At 60.9% G+C, this 12,174-nt stretch carries 13 protein-coding genes; 12 read left to right on the top strand and 1 reads right to left on the bottom strand.

From position 1 onward, the window contains the following. Window positions 1–181: 181 nt before the first annotated feature. The 12 genes from P5G52_RS01855 to P5G52_RS01800 all read left to right on the top strand — a co-directional run bounded on the left by P5G52_RS01855 (window position 182) and on the right by P5G52_RS01800 (window position 11,569). Window positions 182–547, top strand: coding sequence for a hypothetical protein (locus P5G52_RS01855; RefSeq protein WP_301224286.1), 366 nt, complete (start codon window positions 182–184; stop codon window positions 545–547). Window positions 548–784: 237 nt separating this feature from the next. After that, window positions 785–1,384, top strand: a complete 600-nt coding sequence (locus P5G52_RS01850; protein WP_301224285.1) for an RNA polymerase sigma factor — start codon at window positions 785–787, stop codon at window positions 1,382–1,384. Further along, the gene (locus tag P5G52_RS01845) at window positions 1,384–2,094 is read left to right on the top strand and encodes a hypothetical protein (RefSeq protein ID WP_301224284.1); all 711 of its coding nucleotides are present in this window, start codon (window positions 1,384–1,386) and stop codon (window positions 2,092–2,094) included. Before P5G52_RS01850 ends, P5G52_RS01845 begins: the two co-directional genes overlap by 1 nt. A gap of 211 nt (window positions 2,095–2,305) precedes the next feature. Next, window positions 2,306–3,109, top strand: a complete 804-nt coding sequence (locus tag P5G52_RS01840; protein ID WP_301224283.1) for an RNA polymerase sigma factor — start codon at window positions 2,306–2,308, stop codon at window positions 3,107–3,109. 1,370 nt (window positions 3,110–4,479) lie between these two features. Then, window positions 4,480–6,099: a Mu transposase C-terminal domain-containing protein gene (locus P5G52_RS01835; protein ID WP_301224282.1), complete on the top strand. Its 1,620-nt coding sequence runs from the start codon at window positions 4,480–4,482 to the stop codon at window positions 6,097–6,099. Then, entirely contained in the window at window positions 6,077–7,006 is a 930-nt protein-coding gene (locus P5G52_RS01830; RefSeq protein ID WP_435868632.1) for a TniB family NTP-binding protein, read from the top strand. The genes P5G52_RS01835 and P5G52_RS01830 overlap by 23 nt, the downstream gene beginning before the upstream one ends. Continuing rightward, window positions 7,003–8,223, top strand: a complete 1,221-nt coding sequence (locus P5G52_RS01825) for a TniQ family protein (RefSeq protein WP_301224280.1) — start codon at window positions 7,003–7,005, stop codon at window positions 8,221–8,223. Before P5G52_RS01830 ends, P5G52_RS01825 begins: the two co-directional genes overlap by 4 nt. An 87-nt stretch (window positions 8,224–8,310) precedes the next feature. Beyond that, on the top strand, window positions 8,311–8,925 hold the full coding sequence (locus P5G52_RS01820; RefSeq protein ID WP_301224279.1) for a recombinase family protein: 615 nt from the start codon (window positions 8,311–8,313) through the stop codon (window positions 8,923–8,925). Between the two features lie 388 nt (window positions 8,926–9,313). Then, the gene (locus tag P5G52_RS01815) at window positions 9,314–9,694 is read left to right on the top strand and encodes a hypothetical protein (RefSeq protein ID WP_301224278.1); all 381 of its coding nucleotides are present in this window, start codon (window positions 9,314–9,316) and stop codon (window positions 9,692–9,694) included. Between the two features lie 184 nt (window positions 9,695–9,878). Further along, window positions 9,879–10,190, top strand: coding sequence for a hypothetical protein (locus P5G52_RS01810; RefSeq protein WP_301224277.1), 312 nt, complete (start codon window positions 9,879–9,881; stop codon window positions 10,188–10,190). A gap of 123 nt (window positions 10,191–10,313) precedes the next feature. Next, window positions 10,314–10,892, top strand: a complete 579-nt coding sequence (locus tag P5G52_RS01805) for a hypothetical protein (protein WP_301224276.1) — start codon at window positions 10,314–10,316, stop codon at window positions 10,890–10,892. Window positions 10,893–11,278: 386 nt separating this feature from the next. Next, window positions 11,279–11,569: a hypothetical protein gene (locus P5G52_RS01800; protein ID WP_301224275.1), complete on the top strand. Its 291-nt coding sequence runs from the start codon at window positions 11,279–11,281 to the stop codon at window positions 11,567–11,569. 47 nt (window positions 11,570–11,616) lie between these two features. On the opposite strand, the gene P5G52_RS01795 is transcribed toward P5G52_RS01800, so the two are convergent. Continuing rightward, a complete protein-coding gene (locus P5G52_RS01795) occupies window positions 11,617–12,135 on the bottom strand; it encodes a GNAT family N-acetyltransferase (protein ID WP_301224274.1) in 519 nt (172 codons plus the stop codon). Window positions 12,136–12,174 lie beyond the last annotated feature (39 nt).

The raw sequence follows: 12,174 nt of genomic DNA, 5'->3' as shown, positions 1-12,174 counted from the left end.
CGTCCCGGTCGTCTGGGCGCTGATGGGCTTGATCCTGTACGCAATTATCCGGTTTGGCGTGAAGCACGGTATGCGCTCTTACTACGCAGAAGCCGACTCCCGCGCAGTCCGTGGCGAGGATCCCCAGCGCACCTATAGGGACCGGCTTACGAACACCTGACCCGGTCGGCATGCGGCTTATGTGATTGCCCATGAAGGGGTCGGAAACTCAAACGACGGCGGAGCTGCTATACGCTCAAAGCACCAGAGATTTTTGGTTTGGAAGGATATGGTTAGCTTGAAGCCTTGGATTCACCCTCAGGACAGGCGCTCCAGAATTGTAATCATGATTCAGATTATTATGGGATCGGTTGTAGCTATTGCGCTACCCATAATGGTTCTGCAAGATCCGACGAGGGATCACGTGATTATCGGCACTGTAGTTCCAATCATTGCAATAATTGCAGTTATTTTCTTGATAAGGGCTTATCGGAAACTCCCTGAGGAGTATCGGACAGAGTCAGATGTGGAGCCAGAAAGCACTAGCGATCCTGCATCCCACACCTGAATCTCTGAGCCGCTTCGCCTCAATGCGATGATCGCTAACGAGTCCGATTCAGGACATATGTGGCCGCCCATGGGTGCGGCTGAGCAACGCACGTTAGTCTGCCCTCTTGCGGGACGGCTACTGAGATCCGGTCGCAAGTGTCCCGCAGCGGGATCCCTTTGTGGTTGCTTGACCGCTCCCGGTTTCCTCTAACGAGGTTGGATGGAACCATTCGGTGTTGGCTGGACACTATGGGGTATGGGTGGAACTTCAGGATCGGATGATGAGGCGCTGTGGCGGCAGGTAGTCACCGGTGACGGTAACGCGTTCACATTGATTTTCGACCGGCACCGGGACGCAGTGTTCCGACACGCCGGCCGGCAGTTCCAGCTCTCCCACGTAGCTGAGGACATCACAGCCATGGTGTTCTACGAAGCCTGGCGCAAACGCCTGTTCGTCCGGATTGTCGACGGCTCTGTTCTTCCCTGGCTGCTGGTCACCACGAACTACGTGGCACGGAACCAGGCACGCCACGAACGCCGGCACCGGAACCTCCTCGCGCACCTGCCCGCACCGGAACAGGTCGACGACATAGCTGACACCTACGCCGACGAGGACGCGTCACGGCAGCGCGCAGGTCAGGTCAGGCAGGCACTGGCAAAGCTGCGCCCCCTGGATCGGGACGTCCTGACCTTATGCGTCCTCGAGGAAATGACGACCAGGCAAGCCGCGATCGTCCTCGACGTCCCCGAAGGGACCATCAAGTCCCGGCTCTCCCGAGCCAAGACCCGCCTCGGCGTCCTACTGCCAGCCATGAGCCCGTTCACCGGGCGGGCGGCAACGGAAGGAAACCTCTGATGAACACCACCTTCAACCCTGCCCGCAGCGCAGCTCTGCGCCAGCAGCTCGGCGCCCTTCCCACTACCGAGCCGGCACACAGCAGCACCACCCTGCGCCGATACCGGGACAAGCCCGAAGAACAGCACACCCAGTTCCAGCAGCGCCAGCAGTCAAAACCCACGAAGCGCCGCCGCGCACCATGGATCATCGGCGGAGCCGGCGTCGCAGTGACAGCAGCACTCCTGGCATCGGGGCCTTTCCAACCCGGCAGCACCACCGGCGCGGACTTTGTCCCCGCTATGGCTCGACCCCAACAGCCCGAAGACCTACTTCCCGAGGATCTGCAGGAGAGAGACAGGAACAGTCCTACGGGCGTGGATGCTGCGACCTCACGGCTCGTCGGAGCCGAACGCGGGTACAGCTACTACGCCGCCGAAAGCAACGACGGGATGATGTGCCTGGTTGTCGTGTTTCCGACTCAGGTGTTTGGTGTCGAGGCCCCGCGATCCCCCTGGGAGGTTGCCTGCACACCTTTGGCGAACTTCGACAGCGCTCCTTTGCAACTCACGTCTGCGACGACGAACACAAAAGTCTGGCTTGTCAGCGCCAACATCGAACCCACCGAGGAACAACTCACCCAGCAGACACGCCTGTCCCCGAACCTGTACATCGAGTACACCGACGGCATACCCCGCTCACCAGCAGAAGAAGCAGGCTATGACTACTGACACCAGTGACAAATCTCGACTCTGAACGAACCATCGGAGCGAGGCACCTCGAGCGTGAACTGCACGCTCAGGGATCCTCTCGCGAGGAGTGCTGGCATCGCAGCGGGACTAGAGAATTCAACGGGCCCAGGGCGAGGGAAAGCGGCGTCCGTCGTACATATAAGGAAGCGTGATGACATTTAGCTGACGAGCATCAAACCGAGGAGCCATAGTGAGAGTCGACGACCAGGACGAGGAGTTCTTCGTCGACGAATCCTCAGACCATCGAGCATGGACCAAAAGTCTCGGGTGGCTAGCTGATGCTGACCGGGATAAGGCGATGGAGCGCGTCGACCGGCTTGCTGGAGACCGTGAACTCGCGGCAGCTCTTCGCCTCGACGGCTTCGTCGGCCATAACTACGACGCTTTCGCCAATGAGATTGCCCGATACGGGTGGGCTGTTATTCGTGGCTGGATATATAGGGGTCAGATCGCTTCGGAGGTGAAGCGCAAAGGGTTCGGGGCGCTCGAGGCTGAGCCGCGTCCTGGGGTGTTGATCGAGGACGCGGAGGCCCTCGCCGATGAGACAGTGGTGCAGGCACTGACGGCCTTCCGGGAGAAGGTCCTCCTGCCGGGCAAGTGGGACCCCGCCAAGGGTGCGTCGCTGCGCACGTTCTTTGTGGGTCAGTGTCTTCTGCAGTTCAGCAACGTCTATAAGACGTGGCGCCGACAAGAGCTGCGCTCGTACGTTGAGCCATGGGAGTCGGACGTCGATCGCGAACTCGACGGGTTCGAGCAGGAATCCGCAGCTCAAACGGTACCCAACGTGGAGGAGAGCGCCGTGCGGTGGGACGAAATCCGTCATGCCTTGTCGACGATTACAGACCAGCGAGCACGATCAGCGTTCTACCTCAACGCATACTACGGCTATACGCACGATGAGGTCGGGCGGAAGCTGGGTATGAGCGGGAAGGCGGTTGAGTCCGCTTTAGCCCGTGCTCGATTGCAGATGAGGAAGGGACGGGAGACAGCATGAGTGATCAGTTCCGCGGGAAAATCGAACGCTCGTCGTTCGGAACGTCCGCAGCCAAGGCAGCCCGTAGTTCCGTGTCTTTGGCGAAGGCCCAGTCGCTGGTGTCCCGGTCGATGGAGGCGAAGAAGCCGGCTGAAACTCGTGACCCTCAGCGCGAGGGGAAGTAGCCGGTGGTGTACATATACCGAGATGTCGGGACAAACCGCTACAACTGAAAATGGGCCGCCTCGTTCCAGCGAGACGGCCCGCAAGCCCTGAGGAAGTCAGGTCTCACCAGAGCACTGACTGTATCTGAGTTCGCAGCCGCGATCTAGCGGCGCTCTACCTCTGGGCGTCTCGACAACTCTCAACAGCAGTGAAAGGGACAAACCCATGGCATCGGTAAATCGATCAGCTAAGAGCGGCCGCTTCGTTTCGAAGGCGACGGCTGCACGGTGGCCAGGAAAGACGACCACGGAGCGGGTGGGATCCGGCACCAGTAACTCCACTACCGTCCACCGATCCGCTTCCAGTGGCCGCTTCGTGACTCAGTCAGCGGCTGGCCGCAACCCTGGCGGCACCATCAGCCAGCGCGTTTAGGCACCGCTGAGGTGGGCGAGCCCGCAACGATTGAATCGTTGCGGGCTCGTTCCGCTTTGATTGGAGTCAGCCGAGCGATGACGTATCGCTCTCTCAGCTTGCCGGGAACGACCGGCACCCCAACGCCGTAGGAGCGAAGAAAGGATGTCATGAAACGTCCCATACTTTGGGTGGTGGGCCTCGCTGCCGGTCTCAGTTTCGCTGCTGGGTGCTTCAGTTTTCTTGCGGCAAATGAAGCTTACGACGAAGCCAACCGGTGGTTTTTGCGAGCAACGTACAACGCCGAGTGCGGAGCTGTTGCGATCGAGTCCGCCTGTGCAGATATTTATGCCCTAGAGCCAACTTGGCCATATGGGGTAGAGGTGACCGATCAAGAAGTGCTTCTGGCTGAAGCCTCAGCTCTGCATAACACTGGTTCAGGAGTATTGGCCCTAGGGGGGCTTCTCATGGGGACATCGGGTGTTCTGCTTACAGGAATGACAGTGAGTCAGCGACCGCCTAGAAAGGCACGAGCGCAGCTGTCGTGAGGACGGAAAGTTAAGCGTGATAGCTGTCCTGGTGAAACCCGCCGTCCTGTCTCGGGCGCACCGCAAGAAGATCCACATCCAGGTATTTCTGGCTCGCAAAGCTTCCGCGCACCTTGACTGAAGTCCACAGTGTCGACACCCGCAACACAAGACGGCGTGAGGATCTAGCTGCTTGAGCGCGTCTGCATTACCGTCGTTGTTCCTATGACGATGGGGTCGGTAATGGATGAAGTCCGAGAATCTGGGTCTGTGCATGATCGCGGCCTCATGACCGCGAGTGACGAGGCGTGGAAACGCGCCGTCCGGGCGGCTGCCGTTATCGGCCGGCTTGCAGATCTTCCCCGGCTTGACCGTGGCCAGGCAGATGAAGCGGCTGTGGAGCTGGGTGTCTCGCGTCGGCAGGTGTATGTGCTTCTGGCTCGGTGGCGTGAGGGCGGGGGTCTTGTTTCGGATCTGCTGCCGGGACGGTCAAGCGGTGGCCGCGGACGTACTCATCTCCCGAATGCTGTCGAAGCGATTGTCGTTGCGTCGATCCGAAAGGGGTTCCTGACCAGGCAGAGAAAAACGGTCGCGGCCGTGCACAGGGACATCGTCGCGGCGTGTCGTGCTCAGGGGTTGCCGGCGCCATCGCGGATGACGGTCGAACGCCGGATCGCGCGGTTGGATCCGGTCGAGCAAGTGACGCGGAGGCACGGCCCTGATGCGGGGCGACAGCGTCTATCGGCAGCGGGCCCGGTTCCGCCGGTGCAACGTCCGTTGGATCAGGTGCAGATTGATCACACCGTGGTGGATGTCATCGTGGTCGATGAGCGTCATCGACTTCCGATCGGGCGCCCGTATGTGACGGTCGCGATCGACGTGTTCAGCCGCTGCATCGTGGGCCTGGTAGTGACCCTCGAGGCACCGTCCGCGCTATCGGTCGGATTGTGTCTGGCGCACATGGTCACTGATAAGCGGGCGTGGCTGGAACGCGTGGGTGCGTCAGTGGTGTGGCCGATGGCCGGGAAGCCGGCGGAGCTGTATTTGGATAACGCGTCCGAGTTCAAGAGTGAGGCGTTGAAGCGGGGGTGTGAGCAGCATGGCGTAAAGCTCCGCTACCGGCCGCCTGGTCAGCCGCACTACGGCGGCATCGTCGAGCGGGTGATCGGCACGTTGATGCAGTCCGTTCATGATCTTCCGGGGACGACTTTCTCGAATCCGCGTGAGCGTGGTTCCTATGATTCCGAGAATCGGGCGACGCTGACGCTGCAGGAACTCGAGCGGTGGTTCGCCCTGGCCGTGGGGGCCTATCACGGGCAGGTCCACCGGGGGCTCGGGCAAACGCCGTCGGGCAGATGGAAAGCGGGTGTCGGAGTCAGTGGGGAGCCGGTGACGGTCACGGATGCGGCTGCGTTCCTGATCGATTTCCTCCCGGTGATCCGGCGCACGGTGACGCGCGCCGGGTTCACGATCGACCACATCCAGTATTTCTCCGACGTGCTGAAGCCCTGGATCGCGACGAGGGAGAAGCTGGGACGGTTCGTGATCCGGCGGGACCCGCGGGACATCAGTCGCATCTGGGTACTGGACCCGGACGGCGGTACCTACGTCGTCGTGCCCTACCGGCGGATGTCCCGTCCTCCGGTGTCCGTGTGGGAGCAGCGAGCCGCAATCACGCAGTTGCGTGCTGCCGGCCGCCAGGAAATCGACGAGGAATCCTTGTTCCGCACCATCGAACAAATGCGCGATGTCGTCACTGCAGCTGCCGCGTCGACGAAACGGGCGCGCCGCACTGTTCAACGACGGACAAATACCCCGGTCGCCAAGCGCCCGAAGTTGAGCCCGCCGGGTGTGTCGACTGAGGAGGGCGGGGCCGTGAGCCCGTATGCGGAGATCGAGGAGTGGTGAGATGAACGATGACCTGGTCAATTTGTCTCATCTGACACCGGCAGCGCAGCGGCTTGCTGTGCTTCCTGTCGCGGAGAGAGTTGCACATGTGCGGGCGGATCGGTGGATCGGCTACACGCGGGCTACCACTGCGTTGGCCCGGTTGGAGGCGCTGTTCCAGTGGCCGTCGAAGCAGCGGATGCCGAACTTGTTGCTGCTTGGTCCGACGAACAACGGCAAGTCGATGATCATCGAGAAGTTCCGACGCACCCATCCGCAGGTATCGCTTCCGGAGCGGGAGCAGATCCCGGTCCTGGTCATACAGATGCCGTCGGATCCGACAGTGATCCGTTTCTACGTCGCACTTCTCGCCGCGATGGGAACACCGCTGCGACCGAGGCAACGCCTGGCGGAGTTGGAGCAGGTCGCACTCGAGCTGCTGCGCGCGGTTGGGGTGCGGGTCCTGGTCATTGATGAGCTGCACAATGTCCTCTCCGGGACCGTGCCCGTTCGCCGGGAGTTCCTGAACCTGCTGAGATTCCTGGGCAATGAGTTACGGATCCCCCTCGTCGGCGTCGGCACCCGGGATGCGTACCTCGCCATCCGCTCGGATGACCAGCTCGAGAACCGGTTCGAACCGCTCACCCTGCCTCGATGGGACGTCGACGCCGATACCAGATCCCTCCTGGCCAGCTTTGCCGCGTCCTTCCCGCTGCGCCGGCCCTCGGACATCGCCGGAGTGGAGATGGCGTCCTACCTTCTCACCCGAAGTGAAGGCACGATCGGTGAACTGAGCCGGTTACTCACCGACGCCGCCATCGCGGCACTGGACTCCGGAGAGGAGAGCATCAACCGCACCACCTTGCTCCTCGCCCCATATACCGGGCCAACGGATCGGCGACGATTGTTCGAACGCGAGCTCGCATGACCGCCCCACTGCGGTGGCCGCTGCACCCGCCGCCGTCCGACGGCGAAGCACTCTCATCGTGGTTGACCCGCATTGCTGCCGCCCACCACATCGGGCTCGAGGAGCTACTCGCCAACAACCTCGGTGATTACACCCTCGACGTCGTCGACAACGCAGACATCGACGTCGACCCGCCCGTCCCGTTGCTCGTCGCGTTGCAGGAACGCACGGGCTTTCACCGCGGCGAGCTGCGCCGGATGACGGTTGCCGGGCACATGCCATGGCTGCTCGATACCCTCGAACCGTTCGATGGACCCGATTCGTTCACGACCTACACGCGTCAGCACCAGGTACTCATCGCGCGCCCGGATCGGCCGTTACCACCGACCCACGGCTGGCGGGCGTGGCTTCCTCGCGTACCTCTTTATCGGGCATGCCGGGCTTGCGCCACAGAACCGCATCCCGTTCCCGGTCTGACGCTTTTGCATTACCTACCGATCACACTCACGTGCCGGCGGCACGGCTGCTATCTCGAGGTCATTCATCGCAGCGTCGACACCCGCATCCTCTGGGTTGATGGTGCGGCGGAATCGCGGCCCGCGCCTCCGGCTGTTCAAGCGATGGATGCGCGCACACATGATGCGCTGACAGACGGCATCGTCCAACTACCGCGCCGACCGGTCCACGCCGGCATCTGGTTCCGGCTCCTGCGCACGATCATCGACGAGCTAAGCACGCCCATCATCCACTCGCGCCGCCACTCCCATACACTGAGCCGAATCTGGGCGAGCATCGACCAACCGCCGCGCGGCGGCCAACTCCCCTGGCGCCCCTTTGAAAGCCTCGCCTGGCCAGCACAGCAACTGCACCTCGAAGCGGCCGCAGCCACCATAGCGATGCTCGAAGACGGAAGCATCGAATCTGCCGGCGTCCACGGCGCACTCTTCCGCACGGAACCTCACCACCCGATCAGTGACGGCAGAACATCGACACCTGAAACACGGTCAGTGAGCACAACGACCCAACCAATCGACCGTTGGAAGGCCACAGCCGACAACCTCAACGAAGTCATCGCGTTGGCCCGTAGCGACCCCGCCGAAGCGGAGAAGCTCTACCAGTTCCTATCCCTCCGCCCCAACAGGGACCATGAAACACGCCAACTGCTCACCGACCTCGGAATTACCGACTACCCCTCGTCACATAACCCCGATTCAAACCGTTCACGCACCATAGAATAAGTGAACACTTACGTGACACTTAGCCGTTCCGTTCCACTAGACCCATAGCTTGTCCCGTAACCGGTCGTATAAGTGACAGGAGTCCCGATGCTCGTCGGCTACATGCGCGTGTCGAAGTCCGACGGGTCGCAAACCACCGACCCGCAACGGGACGCCCTGCTTGAAGCCGGCGTCGACGAGGCCCAGCTCTATGAAGACCTCGCCTCGGGCAAGAAGGACGACCGCACCGGACTCGCCGCCTGCCTGAAAGCACTGCGGAACGGGGACACGTTGATCGTGTGGAAACTCGACCGGCTCGGCCGGAACCTGCACCACCTGGTGAATACGGTCCACGATCTCACCGCCCGCGGTGTCGGACTGAAAGTCCTCACCGGACAGGGAGCCGCGATCGACACCACCACCGCAGCAGGGAAACTCGTGTTCGGGATCTTCGCCGCCCTCGCCGAATTCGAACGGGAACTGATCTCCGAGCGGACCGTCGCGGGTCTTGCCTCCGCTCGAGCACGCGGCCGGGTCGGTGGTCGACCATTCACCATGACACCAGGGAAGGTCCGCTTCGCGATGGCGTCCATGGGCAAACCCGACACGAACATCGGCGAGCTCTGCAAAGAACTCGGTATCTCCCGCCAGACGCTCTACCGGCATGTCTCACCCACCGGGGAGATCCGGGCGGACGGCGAACGGGTGCTCAAGAAGAAGTGACCCCTGCCGGCCGCTACGACTACCGATCACCTAACTGCAGGCTGGTGCAGACGAGTGCGAGGACCCGGCTGCCCATACTTGCCTGCACAAACCCCGGAACGGCGCGGCACCCTGTGCAGACGACTGCGAGAAATGACAACTTTTCTTCCGCGCCCATGCCGGCGAAAGGTGTCCCAGTGAGGGACCGGCTTGCGGGCGCCTTCTGACTTGCGTAGAGGAGGATCGCCGGTGAGTTGCTCTGACCAGAACCGCACTTACCGTTGGCTCGCAGGGATGCGATTTTAGTTGGGTTGGCTGGTAAGCAACTTGTCGTGTGGGCGCGTGAAGGTTTGCCTGTCAATCCTGTCGACATCTGGTTTAGTAGCAGTCAGTTCCGTAAGTTCATCGCATGACTGCGCCCGCCGGATCGAACCAAGCACCGACCCTGCAGCGGTCTCATCGCATCAGTAACACCACGATCCTCATACTTGGAGTTGTCGTAATTCCGTTTGTGTTGCTAGCTGCTTTTAATAGCTACGGGCCGCTCACCGTCGACAGTGCGCTCCGGATGGCGGCCTCAATAGTGGTCGGTCAAACAATTGCCATCTTGAGTGTCGTTACAGCTACAGTCCTGGCAATCAAACGCCGCTACGGCGTTATGACCGTTCTCGCGACTGTCGTGATCGCTGCTATGGTCACCTCCTCTGCGGTCTCGACCATGACTAGGGCCGGCGATGAGCTCCTCACACGCATTGACCTTGTCACTGAGACCGATGCGAGCAATCGGTAAGCACTCGTCGAGCAGTAAACCCGTTCGCCGACGGATTCCTCACCGCACTCAGCCATGGGACGTACGGCTAACAGGTGGGTTTCGATCCCGCGGAAACGTTGATGTGGTAACTACCTGGGTCCACACTTAGGCACATGGGGTTCCGCTTCTTGGAACAAAGACGTAGGTCGAACTAAGGAGTGACATGTCTGGTGCAACGCTGGCAAAGTCCACAATGACGTTCGGAGCGCGGTTCGGAGTCGCGGCAGTCGCTCTGCTTGTATTGGGCCCGCTCATCAACACGAACTTCGGCGTCGGGAACAGCTTGACCTTCCTGTCGCTACCCGAGATCTGGGACACCGCACCAGCAGCCGTGCTGGTATCGCTGATCTACGTGGTGCTCTTGGTTACTAGCTTCTTACTCTTCGTTATCCTCGTCACGGCTTCCCTCATCATTCGTCACAGCGAGACAAGCGAAGAATCACCCACGAAGGACGCTGCCTCCACCATTCGCTGATCGCATCTTCCCCGCTCAGCGACATTCCCGCAGGAGGATCCTTGTGTGGGACGCGTCCTGTCTCAGCCGAAACATGTGCTCCAGGCTGAAGGACACGTCGTCCAAGTGCTTTACAGTCGCATGATGGGGAACGAGAACGATCGCTCGGAAGACACAACACGCCACGACGGTGCCAGTGCACCCAATTCAGTGGACCAGATAAGGGCCAGCTCGAACTGGCACGCCTGCCGTCACTTGTACGGCGGATGGACTCGGGAACGAACTATTGAACGGATGCAGTCCGTTGCCCCGGGGTTTCCGCCAGAAGCTTATGAGCGCGAGCTCACCCGCGCGATGGAATGGGCCGAAGAGCACAGGCAGGACGGTCTTCGGCGCCGGCGATCGGAAATTGAGGAAGCCAAGACACTTGATGTGCTAAACGCAGTGTTCGTTTTGTATCTTCTCAACACGAGATACGGCCACCAGTACGTCCAGGACGGCCTCGGCTATATCCACATACAGCACGAGCTTGGCAGTACCTTCTCGTCGGAGGAGATCGAAGCGGCGAAACAGAAAGCAGACGAGGTCATCAAAAGCGCCTCGAACCTAGTAGGGCGCTCCTGGGACGGCCCCCACATGGAACAACTGCAAGCAGGGTTTCCTGGGTACACCAACGACAACCTTTCAGCTGCTCTGGGCCACGCGTACTTCCTCAATCGATAGCCAGTAGCGCACCCATTCGGTGATGCTCCTAGACTCGAAAGCTTTTTCAGATCGACGTTGTTACTCCGGTGCGGTGGGGCACTGACAGCTTTCGCAACAGATCCAGTTTTCTCGTCGTCACCGGGTCAGCTCGACGTCCGTAGGACGATCCCGCAGTGGGACGGGCTGAAGGACATAAATGCCGCCTTGCAATCTCGGTTCGGGTTGCGCTCCTGTAGCGTGCTGAAAAATCGGCAACACAAAAAGGGGGGCTCATGAACATAGGGCGATGCGTGGTATTTGCAGTGGGGGTAGTGGGTCTCCTAGGCCTTACTGGGTGCAGTGGCGGTGATGACATTGCGACCCTCAACCGCGCGGCTACATCGGATGACCAGCTACCCAGCTATGTGCTGACGCAGGACTTGGACGTCGACTCCGTGCGACAGGTTCTTGAGCACGACGGAGTCAGCTACTTCATCTCCAAGCCGGAAGAAGACAACGGCTTCTGCGTGATTCGAACCAAGGGTCAGGATGAGACGGCTTGGGGAACGGCCTGCAGCACAGGCACTGGCAAAGTAGTCACCAACCAGACAACAGGCATCCCGGAAGTCGTAACGCTCGTGACTGACGGATACGCCACCGACGACCTTGAAGAAGAAGGTTGGACCAAGATCCAGGAAAACCTCCTCATCCGTTGACCGAGGTGCGGTGGAATATCCTGGGCGGGACGCTTTCGCCCCGTTTGTCAGTTGAGTTGATTCCGAAGTGTGCGGCGCATGACGACGCGAGGCCAGGCATCTAGCCCAGCAGAGGCTTCGTGTTGCCGAATCTCCCGCAAGCCAGGAGTGATCTTGTCCGGTGGGATGATTTCGAAGCCGAGGCGCGCATAGTAGGGCGCGTTCCAAGGGACGTTAGCGAAAGTGGTGAGCGTCAGCATCGCGTGCCCCTGCTGTTTCGCCCACTCCGCCGCGGCCTCGATGAGTTGGCGGCCCTTGCCTCGGCCTGCATGGGATGGATGTACCGAGACTTGCTCGATGTGTGCAGAGCCGTCGATGACATCCAGGAGGAGGTAGGCGATAGGTCGATCGACCTCATCGGTGTCGACCCATACTCTGCCCGCACGTTGGTACCGGAGCAGTTCGGGAATCGGCATCGTGTCGCCGTCAGCGACGGTCGCCATTCCTTCGCTACGGAACACGGCATCAGCGGCCCGCTCGATGTCGGACAGCGACTTGATGTCGTCCACCTGCGCGAGTCGGATCATTGACCCATTGAACCGCACGCCCCTAGTGACTCCTGCCCG

Origin of the sequence: Arthrobacter burdickii (assembly GCF_030433645.1) — a bacterium.
In the GTDB taxonomy this organism is placed as follows: Bacteria; Actinomycetota; Actinomycetes; order Actinomycetales; family Micrococcaceae; genus Arthrobacter_D; species Arthrobacter_D burdickii.
The sequence above is the reverse complement of the archived record's forward strand: the minus strand, read 5'-3'. Positions and strand labels throughout refer to the sequence as shown.

Excerpts from the sequence above, each read along its gene's own strand:
- P5G52_RS01850 (WP_301224285.1), top strand. The coding sequence starts at position 785 with ATGGGTGGAACTTCAGGATCGGATGATGAGGCGCTGTGGCGGCAGGTA.
- P5G52_RS01845 (WP_301224284.1), top strand. The coding sequence starts at position 1,384 with ATGAACACCACCTTCAACCCTGCCCGCAGCGCAGCTCTGCGCCAGCAG.
- P5G52_RS01835 (WP_301224282.1), top strand. The coding sequence starts at position 4,480 with ATGACCGCGAGTGACGAGGCGTGGAAACGCGCCGTCCGGGCGGCTGCC.
- P5G52_RS01830 (WP_435868632.1), top strand. The coding sequence starts at position 6,077 with ATGCGGAGATCGAGGAGTGGTGAGATGAACGATGACCTGGTCAATTTG.
- P5G52_RS01825 (WP_301224280.1), top strand. The coding sequence starts at position 7,003 with ATGACCGCCCCACTGCGGTGGCCGCTGCACCCGCCGCCGTCCGACGGC.
- P5G52_RS01820 (WP_301224279.1), top strand. The coding sequence starts at position 8,311 with ATGCTCGTCGGCTACATGCGCGTGTCGAAGTCCGACGGGTCGCAAACC.
- P5G52_RS01815 (WP_301224278.1), top strand. The coding sequence starts at position 9,314 with ATGACTGCGCCCGCCGGATCGAACCAAGCACCGACCCTGCAGCGGTCT.
- P5G52_RS01810 (WP_301224277.1), top strand. The coding sequence starts at position 9,879 with ATGTCTGGTGCAACGCTGGCAAAGTCCACAATGACGTTCGGAGCGCGG.
- P5G52_RS01805 (WP_301224276.1), top strand. The coding sequence starts at position 10,314 with ATGGGGAACGAGAACGATCGCTCGGAAGACACAACACGCCACGACGGT.
- P5G52_RS01795 (WP_301224274.1), bottom strand. The coding sequence starts at position 12,135 with ATGATCCGACTCGCGCAGGTGGACGACATCAAGTCGCTGTCCGACATC.